Origin of the sequence: Nakamurella endophytica (assembly GCF_014646215.1) — a bacterium.
GTDB classification, from domain to species: domain Bacteria; phylum Actinomycetota; class Actinomycetes; order Mycobacteriales; family Nakamurellaceae; genus Nakamurella; species Nakamurella endophytica.
Genome location: NZ_BMNA01000001.1, coordinates 414,474 through 433,863, shown reverse-complemented (window position 1 = coordinate 433,863; position 19,390 = coordinate 414,474). Strand labels below are relative to the sequence as shown.

General features: G+C 72.5%; 12 protein-coding genes. 9 read left to right on the top strand and 3 right to left on the bottom strand.

The features are described 5' to 3' along the window. Positions 1 to 2: 2 nt before the first annotated feature. Both IEY37_RS01900 and ppc read right to left on the bottom strand, forming a co-directional pair. Positions 3 to 1,319 (bottom strand): UDP-glucose dehydrogenase family protein, encoded by a 1,317-nt coding sequence (locus tag IEY37_RS01900; protein WP_188939789.1) that lies wholly within the window; start codon positions 1,317 to 1,319, stop codon positions 3 to 5. A gap of 78 nt (positions 1,320 to 1,397) precedes the next feature. After that, entirely contained in the window at positions 1,398 to 4,262 is a 2,865-nt protein-coding gene (gene ppc / locus IEY37_RS01895) for a phosphoenolpyruvate carboxylase (protein ID WP_188939788.1), read from the bottom strand. Between the two features lie 396 nt (positions 4,263 to 4,658). Here ppc and IEY37_RS01890 point away from each other — a divergent pair, with 396 nt between their 5' ends. Genes IEY37_RS01890 through IEY37_RS01880 form a run of 3 tightly spaced genes read left to right on the top strand, consistent with a single transcriptional unit; the run spans position 4,659 to position 7,051 of the window. After that, complete coding sequence (locus tag IEY37_RS01890; protein ID WP_188939787.1) at positions 4,659 to 5,042, top strand: hypothetical protein; 384 nt, start codon at positions 4,659 to 4,661, stop codon at positions 5,040 to 5,042. Positions 5,043 to 5,045: 3 nt separating this feature from the next. Beyond that, positions 5,046 to 6,212, top strand: a complete 1,167-nt coding sequence (locus IEY37_RS01885) for a DUF1972 domain-containing protein (RefSeq protein WP_229673564.1) — start codon at positions 5,046 to 5,048, stop codon at positions 6,210 to 6,212. Beyond that, on the top strand, positions 6,212 to 7,051 hold the full coding sequence (locus IEY37_RS01880; protein ID WP_188939786.1) for a CDP-alcohol phosphatidyltransferase family protein: 840 nt from the start codon (positions 6,212 to 6,214) through the stop codon (positions 7,049 to 7,051). The genes IEY37_RS01885 and IEY37_RS01880 overlap by 1 nt, the downstream gene beginning before the upstream one ends. Here the strand turns inward: IEY37_RS01880 and IEY37_RS01875 are convergent. Then, positions 7,014 to 7,514, bottom strand: coding sequence for a hypothetical protein (locus IEY37_RS01875; protein ID WP_188939785.1), 501 nt, complete (start codon positions 7,512 to 7,514; stop codon positions 7,014 to 7,016). The two genes, IEY37_RS01880 and IEY37_RS01875, sit on opposite strands and share 38 nt — an antisense overlap. Between IEY37_RS01875 and IEY37_RS01870 the strand changes: the two genes are divergently transcribed. The 6 genes from IEY37_RS01870 to IEY37_RS01845 are packed head-to-tail and all read left to right on the top strand — an operon-like array spanning position 7,507 to position 19,387. Beyond that, on the top strand, positions 7,507 to 7,920 hold the full coding sequence (locus IEY37_RS01870; RefSeq protein WP_188939784.1) for a hypothetical protein: 414 nt from the start codon (positions 7,507 to 7,509) through the stop codon (positions 7,918 to 7,920). The genes IEY37_RS01875 and IEY37_RS01870 overlap by 8 nt on opposite strands. Before the next feature lie 17 nt (positions 7,921 to 7,937). Next, positions 7,938 to 12,917: a PKD domain-containing protein gene (locus IEY37_RS01865; RefSeq protein WP_229673562.1), complete on the top strand. Its 4,980-nt coding sequence runs from the start codon at positions 7,938 to 7,940 to the stop codon at positions 12,915 to 12,917. Between the two features lie 5 nt (positions 12,918 to 12,922). Then, positions 12,923 to 14,080, top strand: coding sequence for a glycosyltransferase family 4 protein (locus IEY37_RS01860; protein ID WP_188939782.1), 1,158 nt, complete (start codon positions 12,923 to 12,925; stop codon positions 14,078 to 14,080). After that, positions 14,077 to 17,145: a glycosyltransferase gene (locus IEY37_RS01855; RefSeq protein WP_188939781.1), complete on the top strand. Its 3,069-nt coding sequence runs from the start codon at positions 14,077 to 14,079 to the stop codon at positions 17,143 to 17,145. The genes IEY37_RS01860 and IEY37_RS01855 overlap by 4 nt, the downstream gene beginning before the upstream one ends. Further along, positions 17,142 to 18,062, top strand: a complete 921-nt coding sequence (locus IEY37_RS01850; RefSeq protein ID WP_188939780.1) for a hypothetical protein — start codon at positions 17,142 to 17,144, stop codon at positions 18,060 to 18,062. Before IEY37_RS01855 ends, IEY37_RS01850 begins: the two co-directional genes overlap by 4 nt. Further along, positions 18,059 to 19,387: an oligosaccharide flippase family protein gene (locus IEY37_RS01845; protein WP_188939779.1), complete on the top strand. Its 1,329-nt coding sequence runs from the start codon at positions 18,059 to 18,061 to the stop codon at positions 19,385 to 19,387. Before IEY37_RS01850 ends, IEY37_RS01845 begins: the two co-directional genes overlap by 4 nt. The last annotated feature ends 3 nt before the right edge of the window (positions 19,388 to 19,390 follow it).

Sequence of the window (19,390 nt, the reverse complement as noted above, 5' to 3'; positions counted from 1 at the left end):
GGTCACGGGCGTCCCAGCGCGCGGTAGGTCCAGCCGGCCGCGCGCCAGCGTGCGGGATCGAGGGCGTTGCGCCCGTCGAGCATGCGGCGTGCCGCGACCAGCTCGCCGACCGCCTCGGGGTCGGCGTCGCGGTACTCCTGCCACTCGGTGAGCACCAGGACCAGGTCCGCACCGGTGACGGCTTCGGTCATGGAGTCCGCGTAGGCCAGGTCCGGCCAGGCCCGACGGGCGTTGTCGACCGCCTCCGGGTCGGTGACCACGACGGACGCACCCTGCAGCTGCATCTGGGCCGCGACGTTGAGCGCGGGGGAGTCGCGGATGTCGTCGCTGTTCGGCTTGAAGGCCGCGCCGAGGACGGCGACCCGCTTGCCGACGATCGTCCCGCCGCACACTTCGCGGGCAAGGTCGACCATGCGCACGCGGCGGCGCAGGTTGATCGAGTCGATCTCCCGCAAAAAGGCCAGGGCCTGGTCGGCTCCGAGCTCGCCGGCGCGGGCCATGAACGCCCGGATGTCCTTGGGCAGGCAGCCGCCGCCGAAGCCCAGCCCGGCGTTCAGGAACCGCCGCCCGATGCGGGTGTCGTGGCCGATCGCGTCGGCCAGCAGGGTGACGTCGGCGCCGGTGGCCTCGCAGACCTCGGCCATGGCGTTGATGAACGAGATCTTGGTGGCCAGGAAGGAGTTGGCCGCGACCTTGACCAGCTCGGCCGTGGCGTAGTCGGCCACGACCAGCGGGGTGCCGTCGGACAGCGGCGTGGCGTACACCTCGTCGAGCAGGTCCTTGGCGGTCTTGCCGGCGTCACCCGCGGGCAGCCCGTAGACGAGCCGGTCCGGGTGCAGGGTGTCCTGCACGGCGAAGCCCTCGCGGAGGAACTCCGGGTTCCAGGCCAGCAGCGCGCCGCTGCCGGCCTCGTCGACCAGATCGGCCAGCCGGGCGGCCGTGCCCACCGGGACGGTCGACTTGCCGACGACGAGGTCGCCGTCCGACAGGTGCGGCAGCAGGGACTGCATGGCCGCGTCCACGAACTTCATGTCGGCCGCGTACTCGCCCTTGCGCTGCGGGGTACCGACGCACAGGAAGTGCACCCTGTTGCCGGCGGCGGCGGCCATGTCGGTCGAGAAGCGCAGCCGGCCGGAGGCGAGCGAGGACTGCAGCAGCTCGGGGAACTCCGGCTCGAAGAACGGCGACTGCCCGGCGGCCAGCTGGGCGATCTTGCGTTCGTCGACGTCGATGCCTGTCACGTCGTGCCCGAGCGCTGCCATGCACGCCGCGTGGACGGCCCCCAGGTAGCCGCAGCCGATCACGGTCACAGTCGTCATGCGTCGCATCCATTTCCTCGTCCGACGGGCCGCGCCGGTTGGGGTCGGCCCAGGGGGCGTACCGCCGTGGTGCGGCGGTCAGCCGGTGTTCCGCATGCCTGCCGCCACCCCGTTGATGGTGAGCAGCATGGCACGTTGCAGCGCGGCCTCGTCCTCCTCGGACGCGCCCGGATCGGCGTCGATCCCGCTGCCGTGCCGCAGCCGCCGGAGCAGGTCCACCTGGAGGTAGGAGATCGGCGCCAGGTAGGGCTCCCGGACGGTCAGCGTCCGCTGCAGCTCCGGCTGGCCGGCCAGCGGCTCCGGTTCGCCGGTCACCCGCAGCACTTCCTGCACGGTCAGGTCGTGCTCGGCGCGGATGGCCTCGAAGACGTGCGCGAGTTCCGGCGGCACCAGAGCCTGCACGTACAGCGCCGCGATGTCCAGGTCCGTCTTGGCCAGGGTCATCTCGACGTTCGAGACGAACGTGCGGAAGAAGTGCCAATCGCGGTACGCCTCGGCGAGCTGGGCCTCGTGACCTGCGAGGCGAGCGGCACGGAGACCGGACCCCACCCCGAACCACCCCGGGACGATCTGCCGGGACTGTGTCCAACCGAACACCCACGGGATGGCCCGCAGACCGCCGATCCCGGCGCCGGAGTCCGGGCGGCGGGACGGCCTGGACCCGATGTTCAGCGAGCCCAACTGCTCCACCGGGGTGGACGCCAGGAAGTAGGCGGGCAGGTCCGGGTCGTCGATCAGGGCGCGGTACGCCGCGAAAGCGGCGGCGCTGACGGTGTCCATGGTCTCGTCCCAGACCCGGGTCTGCTCGGGCGAGAGGCGTGGTTCGCGGTGCAGCACGCTGGCCTGCAGCGCTGCGGCCAGCGTCAGCTCGAGGTTCTCCTTGGCCAGCTCCGGCAGGGCGTACTTGTCGCTGATCACCTCGCCCTGCTCGGTGAACTTGATGGCGCCGGTGAGGACGCCGTGCGGCTGGGCGAGGATCGAGTCGTAGGTGGGCCCGCCACCCCGGCCGACCGTCCCGCCGCGGCCGTGGAACAGCACGAGCGACACGCCGTGCCGGGCGGCGACGTCCCGGAGCTTGCGCTGGGTGCGGTGGATCTCCCACTGGCTGGTGGTGATCCCGGCCTCCTTGTTCGAGTCCGAGTAGCCCAGCATCACCTCCTGCACGTCGCCGCGCAGCCGCACGATCTCCCGGTAGGTCGGCTCGGAGAGCAGCTCGTCGACCACCTCGGCGGAGCGGCGCAGTTCCTCGACCGTCTCCAGCAGCGGGGCGAAGCCGATGCGCGCGGTGGGGCCCTCGCCGGCTCCCGCGCCCAGCCCGTGGACGTCGATCAGCCCGGCCTCGCGGGCCAGGACCGCGGCGGCGAGGACGTCGTCGGCGCCGTGGGTCATCGAGATGATGTAGGTCCGGATGGTGTCCGGACCGTAGGTGTCCAGCGCCCTGCCGATCTCGGTGAACACGTCGAAGGTCCGGGTCCCGGCCTCGTCGAGCCGGACGGGGCGGGTGGCCAGCGGGCGGCGCGAGGCCAGCTCCGCGCCCAGCAGCCGCAGTCGCTCCGGCCGGTCCAGGTCGGCGTAGGGCACCGACAGCTCGCCGAGCCGGTCGACCAGCTGGCCGACCGCCTGGTGGTGGGCGTCGGAGTGTTCGCGCACGTCCATCGTGGCGGCCTGCAGACCGGTGGCGGCGACCGACCGCCGCGCGGCGGCCAGGATCCCGCCGGCGGCCAGCTCGCCGGCGTTGCGGTCCAGCGAGTCCGCGACCACCGCCAGGTCGGCCTGCAGCTGCGACAGCTGCGCGTAGTCCCGACCCGGTTCGTGCGGCGTGCCGGCGACGACCCGGCCGCGGGTGTTGAGCAGCTTGGCCTTGATGCACGTCAGCTTGAGCCGGTACGGCTCGTCGCGGTTGAGCTCCTTGACCCGCGGGTCGAGGCCGGGCAGCCGCCGCAGGTCCTCGGCCAGCGAGTCCAGCAGCTCGACGGAGACGGTCACGATCTCCGTGGACGGCGACAGGGCGGCGATCAGCCGGTCCACGGTGTCCAGGACCAGCGCGACCGCCAGCTGGAAGTCCAGCTCGAGGACCTGCCGGGTGACCGGTGCGGTGACGTTGGGGTTGCCGTCGCGGTCGCCGCCGATCCAGGTGCCCATGGTCAGCGGGACGGCATCCGCGGGCAGCTCGACGCCGTGCCGGCCGAGGTGGTCGGCGAGCTCGTCGAGCAGCTCGGGCAACGTGCTGCCGAGGATCTGCCGGAGGTAGTAGGCGACGTTGCGGGCCTCGTCCATCGGCGTCGGCCGCACCTGCCGCAGCTCGTCGGTCTGCCAGAGCAGGTCGATGGCCTCGGCCAGGTCCCGGTCCTGCCGGGCCCGTGCCGCGGAGCCGGGCACGGTGTCGGTGGCGAGCAGGTCGGACACCCGGCGGAGCTTGGTGAGCACGCTGCGCCGGGACGCCTCGGTCGGGTGCGCGGTGAACACCGGCCGGACGTCCAGGTCCGCGATCGCCTGCCGGGTGCCCTCCGGGCCAAGGGTGGCGACGACGTCGTCGACGGCGCGGGCCAGCCACCCGCCGTCAGCCGGCCGCCGGCGCAGCTCGCGCACCCGGTCGACCTGCTCGGCGGCGTTCGCCAGGTGGAAGTACGCCGAGAAGGCGCGCACGAGCGCGGTGGCCCGGTCGGTGGGGAGATCGGCCAGGATCGCGCGCACCTGCGCCGTGGCCGCCGCCCGCTGGGCCGGGTCACCCGCCTCCGCCGCCTGCTTGGTCAGCGCCCGGACCTGCTCGACGAGGTCGAGCAGGTCCTGCCCGTCCTGGCGCACGAGCGTCCGGCCGAGCAGCGTGCCGACCCGGCGGACGTCGGCGCGGAGGCGAGCGCCCTGCTGCTCCGTAGTCAGCGATCCATCACCGTCGGTGACGTCGGACGGGGACGGGTGGTGCGGGACGGACGTGGTCGACATGCCCAGATCGTCCCCGATGCGGATGACGGCGGTGTGACGCGGGCCCGGAGACCACCTTCCCGAAAGGGATGGTCCTACCCGTCCGGACCAACCGAGCCTGCTCTCTGGGTGATGCGGCGACGTAACCTACTCCTCCGGGCGATGGTCCGCGGCATATCCGATCGCGCGGTCGACGCCGTGAAGTCTTCGCGGCGAAGACCGACTCACCGCGGAGGGTGATCTCCACCCGGTCGCTCGCGCCAAGGGGTGGATTGGTCACGGTTCTGTTGCACTCCCGGGACACCGCAGTGACGAAGTGTTATCGTTGCCGTACTCCGATCGGAGTGCAGCGCAGGTGTGACGTCGGGGATCCCTGCAAAGCGGTAGGCCAGCACCACACCGAGGGGATCCCCAACTTTGTCCGGCACCTTGCACCGGCGCGCGCGCAGACACGCCGCGCGACTGTTCACCGCCACCTCGACGGCAGCGTCGTTGCTGCTCGTCCCGGTCGTCTCCGCGCACGCCGCCGGCGCTCCCGCGCCGGCCAGCAGTGTCGCCCCGAGCCCGACCGGAGCCTCGTTCCTCGGGATGACCATGGTCACCGCTGCCTGGGCCGTCGCCGGCCTGCTTGCCCTGATCGCCGGCCTCGCCGTCGCCGGCCGGGACCGCACCCGCCGCCACTCCTCGACCGCCTCCAACCCTGTCGCCGCCGCGGCGCCGCTGGCCCCGTTGTCCGTGGTCCCCGCCATCGCGCCGGTCCGCATCCCGGAGCAGCGGTCCGGACCCCGAGCGGCGGTCTGACCGGTGTCGCACTCCACCTCTCCCTCGTCCCGGCGAGGGCCGCTGACGATCGCCCTGATCGGCACCCGCGGGGTGCCGGCCCGCTACGGCGGGTTCGAGACCTGCGTCGAGGAGGTCGGCCGCCGGCTGGCCGATCGCGGCCACCACGTCACCGTGTACTGCCGCAACGCCGACGCGGACCGGCCGGCCCGATACCTCGGGATGGACCTGGTCCACCTGCCGGCCCTGCACCAGCGCACGCTGGAGACGCTGTCCCACACGGGTCTGTCGGTCGCCCACGCGGTCACCCACCGCCCGGACGCGGCGGTCGTGTTCAACTGCGCCAACGCCCCCTTCCTGCCCTTGCTGCGGGCTGCGCGGGTGCCCTTCGCCACGCACGTCGACGGGCTCGAGTGGCGGCGCGCCAAGTGGGGACCGACCGGGCAGCGGTACTACAAGCGCGCCGAGCGGATGGCCGTCCGCTGGTCGGACGCCTTGATCGCCGACGCGCAGGGCATCGCCGACTACTACCGCGAGACCTACGCCGCGCCGACGGATCTCATCGCCTACGGGGCTCCGGTCGTGGACCGCGAGGCGCACCGGTTGCCCGAGCTCGACCTGCGCGCCGACGGCTACCACCTGGTCGTCGCGCGGTTCGAGCCGGAGAACCACGTCCTGGAGATCGTCCGCGGCTACTCGGCCAGCAAGGCCGAGCTGCCGCTGGTCGTCGTGGGCTCCGCGCCGTACGCCCAGGAGTACACCGACCGCATCCACCAGGCCGCGGACGCCCGGGTGCGGTTCCTCGGCGGCGTCTGGGACCAGGAGCTGCTCGACCAGCTCTACGCCGGCGCGCGGACCTACTTGCACGGGCACTCGGTCGGCGGCACCAACCCGTCGCTGCTGCGAGCGGTCGGCGCCGGCGCGGCGACAAGCGCGTTCGACGTCGGCTTCAACCACGAGGTGCTGGGCCGGTCCGGCCGCTTCTTCCGCAGCTCGGAGGACGTCGCGGAGCTGGTCGAGGACGCCGAGCGGCATCCCGAGGAGGTGGCCGAACGGGGCCGCCTGGCCCTGGAACAGGCGCGCCGCTACGACTGGGACGACGTGACGGACCGCTACGAGGACCTGTGCCGCCGGCTGGCCACCAGCCGGGCGACGCGGCGCCGCGGACGACGAGCAGAGGGGACGGCGTGATGGCCGCAACCGACCAGAGCACCGCACCCGCGGGACGGCCGACCGTGGGCGGCCGGCTGCGGCCGGCGACCTACCGGGACACCGTCGAGGCCCTGGCGCGGGCGCAGAAGACCAGCAAGGGCGCACCCGCGTACTCGCGGTTCGTCAACCGCCCGCTGGGTCGCCGCATCGCCGCCGCCGCCTTCCGGCTCGGCATGACGCCGAACCAGGTGACGGCGATCAGCGCCGCCTGGTCGTTCGCCGGCATCGCCGTGCTGGCGCTGATCCGGCCGAGCTGGCCGATCGGACTCGTGGTCGCCGCATGCCTGGTCCTGGGATACGCCTTCGACGCAGCGGACGGCCAGCTGGCCCGGCTGCGCGGCGGCGGCAGCCCGTCCGGCGAGTGGCTGGACCACATGGTCGACGCGACCAAGATCTCCAGCCTGCACCTCGCGGTGCTCATCAGCTTCTACCGCTTCGTCGACCTCCCGGCCCGGGCCTTCCTCCTGGTGCCGATCGGGTTCGCCGTGGTGGCGGCCGTCATGTTCTTCGGCATGACGCTCAACGACCTGCTGCGCCGCACGGTCACGGCCCGAACCGGCCGGACCATCGAGCGGGGGACGACCTCTGGTCTGCGGTCGCTGCTGGTCGTGCCGACCGACTACGGCCTGCTGTGCGTGGTGTTCCTGCTCCTCGGGGCACCCGTGGTCTTCGCCTGGGTCTACCTGGCGATCTTCGCGGCCAATGCCGGGTTCATGGCCCTGGCCGCCGTCAAGTGGTTCACCGACATGAAGAGCCTGTCGGAACCGGGGGACACGTCCGTCAGGAGTACGGGAACAGTGCGAGGCACCACCACATGACCACCATCCACACCGCGCAGCGGCGCCGCTGGGCGGCCGTGCTGGCCGCGGCCGGCGCCGCGATCGTGCTGACCGCGGGCTGCACGTCCGCCCCGGACGGCGCGACCAGCAGCTCGGCGTCCGCGACCGGCACCTCCTCGTCCGCGTCGGCCGCAGGCGGGAACGGCGTCACCGACTCCGGTGTCGCCGCGGCCACCACGGGCGCCGCCGCGCCGTCGACCGGTTCCGGCACCGACAGCTCGGACAGCTCCGCCGGTGTCACCGGGGCACCGACCGGCACCCGCACCGGGACCGGCACCGGCACCGGCACCGGCACTGCCGCGACGACCGGCAGCAGCTCCGGCCGCAGCACCTCGGCGCAGGGTGGCACCGGCCACACCAGCGCTCCCGCATCGACGCCGGCGCGGGTCACCACTCCGGTGCCAGCACCGGGCGGCGGGAACGTCCACCAGACGGTGCCCACCGGGACCGTCGAGACCGCTCCGCCCGTACCGCTCACCAGCGCCGCCGCCTACGGCAACGGCGTGACCGTCACGGTGTCGTCGATCAAGAAGGTGACGACGACGGCGCAGCTCCCGGGCGAGATCTCCGGGCCGGGCGTCCAGATCTCGCTGACCTTCCGCAACGCCTCGTCCGCACCCATCGACCTGGGGAACGTCGTCGCGGATCTGCAGGACGCCTCCGGGGTCTCGGCCGGCGCCATGTCGGCCAGTCCCGCGAAGCCGGTGACCGGCTCGCTCGCTCCGGGGGCCACGGCCACCGGCATCTACGTCTACACGCTGGGCGCGCAGTTCAAGAACCCAGCACACCTGTCCGTCAGCTACTCCGCCCAGGCGCCCGTCGCCCTGTTCAGCGGAACCCTCTCATGACCAGAAGGAGCACTGCGGTGCGCGTTTCCACGACGACGCGGAAGCTGTCGAGCATCGTCCTGACCGGTGCGCTGGTTCTGGGCGGACTGGGGGTCGCCGCCGTCGCGGCGCCGTCGGCGCTCGCCGACCCGGGACCCGTCCTGCCGATCACGTCGACCATGCCGACGACCGACGTGCTGCCCACCACGCAGATCGACGGCGTGGCGTTGACCCAGCTGATCGTCGGCAACACGGTCTACGTCGGCGGCAAGTTCGCCAACGCGCGGCCGGCCGGCGCCGCGCCCGGGACGAGCCTGACTGCCCGGTCGAACATGCTGTCGTACAACCTGAGCACCGGGGCGCTCAACACGGCGTTCAACCCGGCGCCCAACAACCAGGTCAACGCCATCGCGGCGTCCCCGGACGGCAAGCGCATCTACGTCGCGGGCCAGTTCACCACGATCGGTGGCGGATCCCGAGCCAGGGTGGCCGCGCTCGACGCCACCACCGGTGCGCTCATCACCACGTTCAACGCCGGCGTGGACTACACCGTCAAGGCCATCGTCGCCACGGACACCACCGTGTACGTCGGCGGGGCGTTCGCGAAGTCGGGAGCTGTGGCGCGCTCCCGCTTCGCCGCGTTCAACGCCAGCAACGGCGCGCTCACCGGCTGGGCCCCGACGGCCGACAACACCGTCAACGCGCTCGTCGTGTCCCCGGACGGAGCGATCATCGCGGGCGGCGCGTTCGCCCACGTCAACGGGGACACCACCCAGTACGGGTCCTACGGGCTCGCCAAGCTGGACCCTGCCAATGGCGCGCTGCTGCCGTGGAACGCCACGAACACCGTGCACAACGCCGGCAACGACTCGGCCATCCTGTCGCTGAAGACGGACGGGCAGAACATCTTCGGCAGCGGCTACACCTTCGGCGGCGGCGGCAACCTCGAGGGTGCGTTCTCCGCGGACCCGGTGACCGGCAACATCAACTACCTGGAGGACTGCCACGGCGACACGTACGACGTGTGGCCGGGCGCCGACGCCTTCTTCACGGTGAGCCACGACCACTACTGCGGCAACATCGGCGGCTTCCCGCAGTCCGACCCGTGGTCGGTCAACATGCGGCACGCCCTGGCCTACACCAAGCGCGCCACCGGCACGGCCGCTCATGACCCGTACGGCTACTGGGACTACTACGGCACGCCGACCCCGTCGCTGATGCACTGGTTCCCGGAGTTCGCCGTCGGCAGCGTCACCGGGAAGGACCAGGCCGCCTGGTCGGTCACCGGCAACAGCCAGTACGTCGTCATGGGCGGGGAGTTCCCGTCCGTCAACGGCATCGCGCAGCAGGGCCTCGTCCGGTTCGCGGTCAAGCCGATCGCCCCGGGCAAGTCGGGTCCGCAGTACCTGGGCAGCAAGACGAACCCGACGGTGACGGCCATCGGTGCCAAGGCCCGTATCTCGTGGCGTGCGAACACCGACGAGGACAGCGACACGCTGACCTACGTGCTGACCCGCAACGGCACCGAGATCTACCGGACGACCGCCAAGTCGAACTTCTGGACCCGGCCGACCCTGGGCTACATCGACTCGAACGTCGTGCCCGGAACGACCTACAAGTACCAGCTGACGACCTCGGATCCGGACGGCAACTCCACGCAGAGCCTGTCGATCACCTACAAGGCGCCGGCCGACACGCAGACCGCCTACGCCAAGCGGGTCCTCGCCGACGGAGCGGCGACGTACTGGCCGATGAACGAGTCGACCGGGACCATCCTCATGGACAACGCCGGCTTCAACGACGCAGACGCCGGGGCGGGCATCACCCGCGGCACGGCAGGTGCCATCCCGGGCGACGCGGCGACCACCTTCGACGGCAGCACCAGCGCGGCCACCCGGACGGCGATCGACAGCCCGGACACGTTCACGGCCCAGGCGTGGATCAACACCACGACCACGTCCGGCGGCAAGATCCTCGGCTTCGGCAGCAGCGCGACCGGCTCCTCGGGCTCCTACGACCGGCACATCTACATGGACAACGCCGGGCACATCTGGTTCGGCGTCTACCCGGGCTTCACCGCGACGGTGAACTCGGCCGGCACCTACAACGACGGCCAGTGGCACCAGATCAGCGCGTCGCTGGGCCCGGACGGCATGAAGCTGTACGTCGACGACCGGCTCGTCGGTCAGCGCACCGACGTGACCTCCGGCCAGGACTTCTCCGGGTACTGGCGCATCGGCGGCGACAACATCGGTGGGTGGCCGAACCAGCCGGCGTCGCAGTACTTCGCCGGTGCCATCGACGAGGTCGCGCTGTACCCGACCGTGCTGTCCCGCAAGACCGTGGACGCCCAGTGGGTGGCGTCCGGCCGCACCACCACCATCCCGGCGGCCCCGTCGGACACCTACGGCGCCACCGTCTTCAACGACAACCCCCTGCTGTTCTGGCGTCTGGGCGATACCAGCGGCACCACCGCTGCGGACTCCGGACCCGACGGAGCCCAGACCGGCACCTACTACGGCGGCTACACCCTCGGCGTGCCGGGCGGTGTGAAGGGCACCTCCGACACCGCGGTGACCTTCGACGGCCAGAACGGTCACGTCACCGGCACCGGCCAGTTCGCCAACCCGATGAACTACTCCGAGGAGGCGTGGTTCAAGACCACCTCGACCGGCGGCGGCAAGATCATCGGCTTCGGTGACCAGCAGGCGAACCAGTCGGGCAACTACGACCGGCACGTCTACATGAGCCCCAACGGCCGGGTGAACTTCGGCGTGTGGACCGGCTTCTCGAACGTGATCACCAGCCCGACGTCGTACAACGACGGGCAGTGGCACCACGTGGTGGCCACGCAGTCCAACACGGACGGCATGAAGCTGTACCTCGACGGCCAGCTCATCGGCACCAACGGCCAGACGCAGGCGCAGGGCTACAACGGCTACTGGCGCGTCGGCGGGGACAGCACCTGGGACGGCAACCCGTTCTTCGCCGGCACCATCGACGACGCCGCCGTCTACGGCACGGTGCTCTCCGCGGCACAGGTCTCGGCGCACTACGCGGCCGGCTCCACCGGCACGGCGCCGAACCAGCCGCCGACGGCGGCCTGGACGTCCACCAAGAACGGGCTCAGCGTGTCGGTGGACGGCTCGTCGTCCACGGATCCGGACGGGACCGTGGCGTCGTACTCCTGGAACTGGGGTGACGGCACGGCCGCCGGGACGGGTGCGACCGCGTCGCACACCTACGCGGCCGGTGGCACCTACACCGTGACGCTGACCGTGACCGACGACAAGGGTGCGACGGCGACCAAGTCGGCCGACGTCTCGGTCGTCGCTCCGAACCAGCCGCCGACGGCGGCCTGGACGTCGACCAAGAACGGTCTGACCCTGTCGGTGGACGGCACCCCGTCCTCGGACGCGGACGGCACCGTCGCGTCGTACTCCTGGAACTGGGGTGACGGCACGGCCGCCGGCACCGGGGCGACCCCGTCCCACAGCTACGCAGCCGGTGGTACCTACACCGTCACGCTGACGGTGACGGACAACCAGGGCGCCACGGCCACCAAGTCGGCCGACGTCTCGGTGGTGGCGCCGAACCAGGCCCCGACGGCCTCGTTCGTGGCCCCGACGTCGCAGCTGACGGCGAACTTCGACGCCAGCGCGTCGAGCGACCCGGACGGCACCATCACCGCGTACGCCTGGAACTTCGGGGACAACAGCACGGGCTCCGGGAAGACCGCGGCGCACACCTACGCCGCGGGGGGTACGTACCCGGTGACGTTGATGGTGACCGACAACCAGGGCGCGACGACGTCGACGACCCAGAACGTCTCCGTCACCGCGCCGCCCCCGAACCAGCCCCCTGTGGCGACGTTCACGGTGGCGCAGAACAACCTGACGGTGAACGTCGAGTCCACCTCGACCGATCCGGACGCGAACGGTTCGATCGTCAGCACCTCGTGGAACTTCGGTGACGGCGCCTCCAGCACCGACACCGCGACCACGCACACCTACGCCGCCGCCGGGACGTACTCGATCACCCTGACGGTGACGGACAACGCCGGGGCCACCGCGACCAAGACCACCGCGGTCTCGGTCACCGCGCCGCCGCCCACGAATAAGGCGCCGGTCGCGGCCTTCACCGCGGGGAGCAACGGCCTCACCGCCGCGTTCGACGGGTCCGGGTCCTCCGATCCCGACGGCACGGTCAAGAGCTGGGCATGGGACTTCGGCGACGGCGCCACGGACGTCTCCGGAGCCACGGTGTCCCACCCGTACGCGGCTGCCGGCACGTACCGCGTCACCCTGACGGTGACCGACAACGCCGGGGCCACTGCCACGGTTTCCCACGACGTGACGGTCACCTCGCCCGCTCCCGCCGCGCTGGTCAAGGACACCTTCTCGCGCACCGCGACGGGTGGCTGGGGATCCGCGGACACCGGCGGGGCGTGGACGGTCGCCGGCGGCGCCGCGAACTTCTCGGTCGCCGGCGGCATCGGCCAGATCAAGCTGGCGGCGGCCGGCGCAGGGCCGTCCGCGACGATCGGTGCGCCGTCTTCGGCGGACGTCGACGTCCTGGTCGACGCCTCGATCGACAAGGCGCCGACCGGCGGCGGTGTCTACCTGCAGATGGGTGCCCGCAAGGTGGGCAACTCCGAGTACCGGACGACGGTCAAGCTGCTGGCGAACGGCCAGGTGCAGCTGCAGCTGGTCAAGATTGTCAACGGCGCCTCGACCACTCTGAAGGCCGTGACGGTCACCGGACTCACCTACACCGCCGGCGACTCGGTGACCACCCGGTTCCGGATCACCGGCGACAGCTCGGTGGCGGTGTCGGCCAAGGTGTGGAAGACCGGGGCTGCCGAGCCGTCCGCGTGGACCGCCACGGCGACCGATAGCAGCAGCCCGCTGTCGACCACGGGCTCCGTGGCGCTGTACCCGTACCTGTCCGGCTCGTCGACGAACGCGCCCGTTGTGGCCCGTTACGACAACCTGACGGTCTCCGGGGTGGCACCGTAAGCGGAATGGATCGACGGTCGCTGCTCATAGCCCACCCCAGCGCGGACCTGTACGGGTCCGACCGGGTGATGCTCGAAGCGATCGACGCGGCCGTGGGCCGGGGCTGGCAGGTGCACGTCACCGTGCCGGGCCCCGGCCCGCTGGTCGAGGAGGTCCGGCTGCGGGGCGGGGACGTCTCGTTGTGCCCCACGCCGGTGCTCCGCAAGAGCGCCCTGCGGCCGGCCGGCCTGGTGCGGCTGATCGGCGCCACCGTGCGGGGGACGGTGGCGGGCGTCCGGTTGCTCCGGACCGTCCGGCCGCAGGTGCTGTACACGTCGACGTTGACGATCCCGCTCTGGATCGCGCTGGCCCGGCTGTCCCGCCGGCCGGTGCTGGTGCACGTGCACGAATCCGAGCGGGCGGCGCCGCGGCTGCTGCGCCGCCTGCTCGCCACGCCGCTGCTGGTGGCCACGGCGGTGGTGGTGAACAGCGAGTTCTCGCGCTCCGTGCTGGCGGACTCGTTCCGCTCGCTCGGTCGGCGGTCCAGGGTGCTCTACAACGGTGTGCCCGGCCCGGAGCACGCGGTGCCGCCCCGTCCCGCCATCGCCGGTCCCGCCCGGCTGCTGTTCGTCGGGCGGCTCTCACCCAGGAAAGGTCCGCAGGTCGCAGTGGAGGTGGTCCGGTTGCTCACCGAGGCGGGTCGGGACGTCACGCTGGACGTCGTCGGCTCGGTGTTCCCCGGCTACGAGTGGTTCGAGGAGCAGCTGCGGAGGCAGATCCGCGAGGCGGGGCTCCTGGACCGGGTGCGGCTGCAGGGCTTCCGCCCGGACGTGTTCCCGAGCCTGGCGGCCGCGGACGTGCTGCTGGTGCCGTCGCAGGGCGACGAACCGTTCGGCAACATCGCGGTAGAGGGTGCGCTGGCGGCCCGTCCGGTGCTGGTCAGCACCGGCAGCGGGCTGGACGAGGCGGTGCAGGGGATGGCCGCCGCGCGCCGGCTGCCGCCCGACGACGCCACTGCATGGGCCGACGAGGTCGTCCGGCTGCTCGAGGACTGGGACGCGGTCCGCGGGGATGCCGTCACGGACGCCGTCACGGCCCGGAGCCGGTACGCGCCCGAGGTGTTCCGCACCGCCCTCGCTGATCGGCTGGACGAGCTGGCCGGCACCCCGGCGGTGACCCGATGAGCGGGTCCGTTCCGCCCACCGGGCCGGTGGCGGCCGGCCTCCCTGCCGGGTCGCCGCCGGTCGTCGTCGCCATGCTGACCTACCGCCGTCCCGACGACCTGGAAGCCGCGGTCCCGGCGGTGCTGGAGCAGGCTCGCGCCGTCGAGCCGCCCGCGACGCTGCTGGTCGTGGACAACGACCCGGCGGGCAGCGCCCGGCAGGTCCTGCAGCGGTGGGCGGCGCCGGACGTCCGGTACGTGCACGAGCCGCGCCCCGGCATCGCGGCGGCGCGCAACCGCGCCCTGGACGAGTGCCCGGACGGTGCCCTGCTGGTGTTCATCGACGACGACGAGCGCCCGCGGCCGGGCTGGCTGGCGGCACTGCTGCAGACCTACCGTGAGCACCGGCCCGCGGCCGTCGTCGGCGCCGTGGTGTCCGAGTACGACGCCGAACCCGACCGGTGGATCCGCGCCGGCCGTTTCTTCGACCGCCGGCGGTTGCTGACGGGCACCCCGACCGACGTGGCGGCCACCAACAACCTCCTGCTCGACATTGCGGTGGTGCGACGCGCCGGACTGCGGTTCGACGACCGCTTCGGGCAGAGCGGCGGGTCCGACACCCTGTTCTCCCGGCAGCTGTCGCAGGTCGGCGCGTTGATCTGGTGTGACGAGGCCGTCGTCGTGGACCGGGTGCCGGTGTCCCGGCTGACCCGGTCCTGGGTGCTCCGACGTGCGTTCCGGTCCGGCAACTCCTGGGTCCGCACCTCCGTGGTGCTCGCACCGGACGCGCGCGCCCGGTCGGCCGTGCGGTTGCGTGCGACCGGTCGCGGCGCGGTGCGCACGGCGGGCGGCTCCGCCCGGCTCGCGGTCGGCGTGGCCACCCGGTCGCTCGCCCAGCAGGCCCGCGGCCGCCGCACCCTCGCCCGCGGCGCGGGCATGCTCGCCGGCGTCTGGGGACACGTGCACGTCGAGTACCGGCGCGCGCCGGAGGCGGCGTCCGACGGTTCCGCGCCGGCGGGCGTCCCGACGGGTCGGCCCGGCCGGCTGGGCATCGTCGTCGTCAACTACGGCTCGACCGCCCTGCTCCCCGGCGCTCTCGACGGCCTGGCCGACGGGGTCCCCGCCGACGTGGTGGTGGTGGACAACTGGCACTCGGCCAAGGAACGGGCGGCGGTCGCGGAGCTGTGCGCGGACCGGGGCTGGACCCTGGTCGCCCGCGCGGGCAACGACGGCTTCGGGACGGCGGCCAACGCGGGGGCGGACGTGCTGCTCGGCCGCGGCTGCGACGTCCTGCTCGTCCTCAACCCCGACGCCCGCATCGGCCCCGAGCAGTGCCGGCAGCTGGCCGAGCGGGCGCGCCGGCAGCCGGACGCGCTGATCAGCCCGCGCATCGTCCGCCCGGACGGGACCACATGGTTCCGCGGTCTCGGGCTCGACCCGCGCTCCGGCCGTGTCGTGCGGCCGGCGGAGTGGAGGTCCGGACCGCACAGCTGGCTGACCGGCGCGTGCCTGACCGCCTCTGCGCAGCTCTGGCGCCGGCTGGGCGGTTTCGCCGACGGCTACTTCCTCTACTGGGAGGACGTGGACCTCAGCACCCGGTGCGTCCTTGCCGGCGGCACCCTGGTGGTGGCGGACGACGTGGTCGCCGAGCACGCCGTCGGGGCGACGCAGCAGTCGGCCGACGGCCGCGGGCGGGCGAAGTCCCGGGTCTACTACCGGTACAACACCCGCAACCGGCTGGTGTACGCGGCGCGGAACCTCCCGACCCGGCAGCTGCTGCGCTGGCTGGCGCACACCCCGGCCGAGAGCACGGCGATCCTGCTCCGTGGCGGCCGCCGGCAGCTTCTGGCGTCGCCCGGCGTCGCCGTCGCCGCGCTGCGGGGCACGTCGGAGGGCGTCGTCGCGAGCCTGCGCGAGCTGCTGTCCCGAGCGCGCGGCGGTGCGCGGCGGAGTCGCCAGCCGACGCGCCGGGTGGAGTCCGTGCGCCCGGACCGGCACGTCCGGATCTACGGCAACGTCCGGACCGCACATCTCGAGCGGCTGGCCGCGATGTCGCCGGCCGCGCTGGTGTACCGCCGCCACCGCTACGACTTCGACCCGGGCACCGCTCCCGCCGGGGCCGTGCTGGCGCGTCGGGGACGGCTGGCCACGATCGGCCACCTGCTGCGGCGCCGTTACGACGTCGTGGAGCTGAACGAACCGATGGCCTACGGGCGCTGGCTCGATCTCGTCGCGCAGGTCGCGGCCGTGCGGCTCCGCGGCCTGGTCACCGGACGACGGACGACGGTCGTCGCGTACTGCATCGGCTACTCCGACCCGGCGGTCGAGCTGACCGAGCGGTGGCCAGCCCTGCCGGTCCGGCCGGCTCGCGCACTGACGCGCATCGCGGTCCGGACCCTGAGCCGCTCCATGGACCGCCTGGCGTTCGGCACCACCGGCTCGCTGGAGCTCTACCGGCGGTACGTGCCACGGGCACGAGGGGACTGGCAGGTCTTCGAGGGTTTGTCAGCCCCCTGCGAATGCCTGGCCGACGGCGCGGGCAACCCCTCACCGACGGGCGCCCGGATCCTCTTCCTCGGGGCGTTCAGCGACCGCAAGGGGATCCGGCAGCTGATGCAGGCGTGGGACCAGCGCGGACAGCTCCCCGACGGTGCCTGCCTCCGGCTCGTCGGCAAGGGCCCACTGACCGACCTCGTCCGGGAGTGGGCGGACGACAGGAACGACGTCCGGGTCGAGGTGGACCCGCCCCGAGCGGAGATCCACCGGGCGCTGCGGGATGCCGACGTGCTGGTCCTGCTGTCCCAACCGGTGCGGGGGTGGCGGGAACAGATCGGCCTGCCGATCCTGGAAGGACTGAGCCACGGGGTCCGCATCGTCGCTTCCGACGAGACAGGACTGGCGTCCTGGCTGGAACGGCACGGGCACTGCGTGCTGCCGGCCGACTCGCCGCCGGCGACGACGCTCGACGCGATCCTGCGGACCGCCCGGGATCCGCGCTCCCGCGAGTCGGTGCTCGCCGACCTGCCGCACACCGACCAGCGCCTCGCGGCCGACCTCTGGCTGCACGCAGAAGGGAACAAGGCATGAACACCGCCGTCCCCGCCGTCCGGCGGATGGCCGGGCGTGGCCGCCGGCTCGCGCGGCGGCTGCGGACCGATCCCTCCGGGGCGTGGCGGACGATCCGCGTACGCACCCGGATGGCGGTGTTGCGCGCGGTCAACCGGTGGAGCCCCCGACCGGTCGTCGGCACCGGGCAGGTCGTGGTGAACCTGACCACCTACGGCCACCGGGCGGACACCGCCTTCTACGCGATCGAGTCGATCGGGCTCGGATCCGTTCGTCCGCGACGGCTGATCCTGTGGCTCGACGATCCTGCGATCCTCGCTCATCCGCCCAGGTCGCTCGACCGGCTGCAGCGGCGAGGTCTGGAGCTCCTGCCGTGTCCGGACTTCGGTCCGCACAACAAGCAGTACCCGTACGCGGTCTCGACCTCGCGGCACGACCTGCCGCTCGTGGCCGCGGACGACGACATGCTCTACCCGCGCCGCTGGCTGCGGGGCCTGGTGGCGGCATACCGCGAAGCACCCGACGTCATCAACTGCTATCGGGCCCACCTGCTGGAGTTCGACGGTGACCACCTCAGGCCGTACCTGGAGTGGACACCGCGGACGGGGCGGCAGGCGTTGCTCTCGGTGTTCCCCACCGGTGTGTCCGGGGTCATCTATCCGCCGGCGCTGCTCGACCGGTTGGCGGCGGCGGGCACCGGATTCCTCCAGGTCGCGCCGCGGGCCGACGACATCTGGGTCCACGCCGTCGCCGTCGCGAACGGCATCCGTACCCGTCAACTGGGCGACCGGCAGCAGCATTTCACCGCGGTGCCGGGGACGCAGATCGGCACGCTCTACCGGGCGAACGTCCGCGAGGGTGGGAACGACCGCCAGATCGCCGCGGCGTACAGCGACCGTCTCCTGCGTCCGCTGATCGAGGAGCGACGCCCCGCATGACCGAGCCGACGGTGGCGACGCCGGCGAAGCGACCGACGATGTCCCGGTCGGTCCTCATCACGGTCGTCGGCAACCTGTTCCCGAACGTCGCCGCGCTGGCCAGCGGTCCGATCCTGGCCCACGCGCTCGGCGTGGACGGCAGAGGTGTGGTGGCCGCAGCCACCGCACCGCTGACGCTCGTCACCACGATCGCCACCTTCGGTATCCCCGAGGCCACCACCTACACGGTGGCGCGGCACCCGGGGCTGGCCAGGATGACGATCGGCCGTGCCGCGGCCTTGACGACGGTGGCGGGCGTGTGCGCGATGGGTGCCGTGGTGGGCGCCGCCGGCTGGCTGAGCGGCGGTTCGCCGCAGGTCCACCAGCTGATGCTGATCGCCGTGCTGGCCGTGGTGCCCAACCTGCTCGTCGGGGTGCTGCGGGGGGTCGCCTCGGCTCACCACCTGTGGGGTCGGGTGGCCTTGGAACGGATCTTCGCCTCCGGACTGCGGTTGCTGGCGCTGCTCCCGTTCTGGCTGACCGGCCACCTCGGGCCGACCGTCGCCACGGTGATCCTCGCGGTGATGCCGCTGATGGGGGCACTGGCCTACCTCGGTCTCTTCCGGCGGTTCGCCGACCCGGCGGAGGACGTCACCGGTCATGCCAGCTACCGGGCGCTGTTCGGCTACGGCATGCGGATCTGGGTCGGTTCGATCTCCGGCATCCTGCTGTCCCGTCTCGACCAGACCTTGATGACCCCGTTGACCGGCTCGTACCAGCTCGGTCTGTACGTCATCGCGGTCACCGTCAGCGAGCTACCCCTGATCATCAACGGCTCCGTCCGAGACGTGACCTTCGCCCGGGATGCGTCCGAGAGCGCCGACGACCGGCTCGCGGCCGCAGCCCGCATCTCCTTCTTCCTGTGCTCCGCCTTCGCAGCGGGCATCGCCGCGACGATGTGGTGGTGGATACCGCGCCTCTTCGGTGCCGGGTTCGAGCCGTCGGTGCAGGTGGCGCTCATCCTGCTGGTGGCCGTCGCGCTCGGCACTCCCGGTTCCATCGGCGGTGCCGGACTGAGCGCGCGAGGCCGGCCCGGACTGCGCAGCCTGTCGCTGGTCGTCGCCTGCGCGGTCAACGTCGTCCTGCTGATCGTCCTGGTGCCGCCCTTGGGCGCGACGGGCGCGGCGCTGGCCACGCTGGTCGGCAACCTGCTGTCCAGCAACCTCAACCTGGTGCTGCTGCAGCGATACTTCGGCGTGCCGGTCCGGCTCTTCTACGGCCTGCGGCGGTCGGATGTCCGCATGCTCCGGAACCTGCTGACCTCGGTGCTGCGTCGCGGACGCTGACGT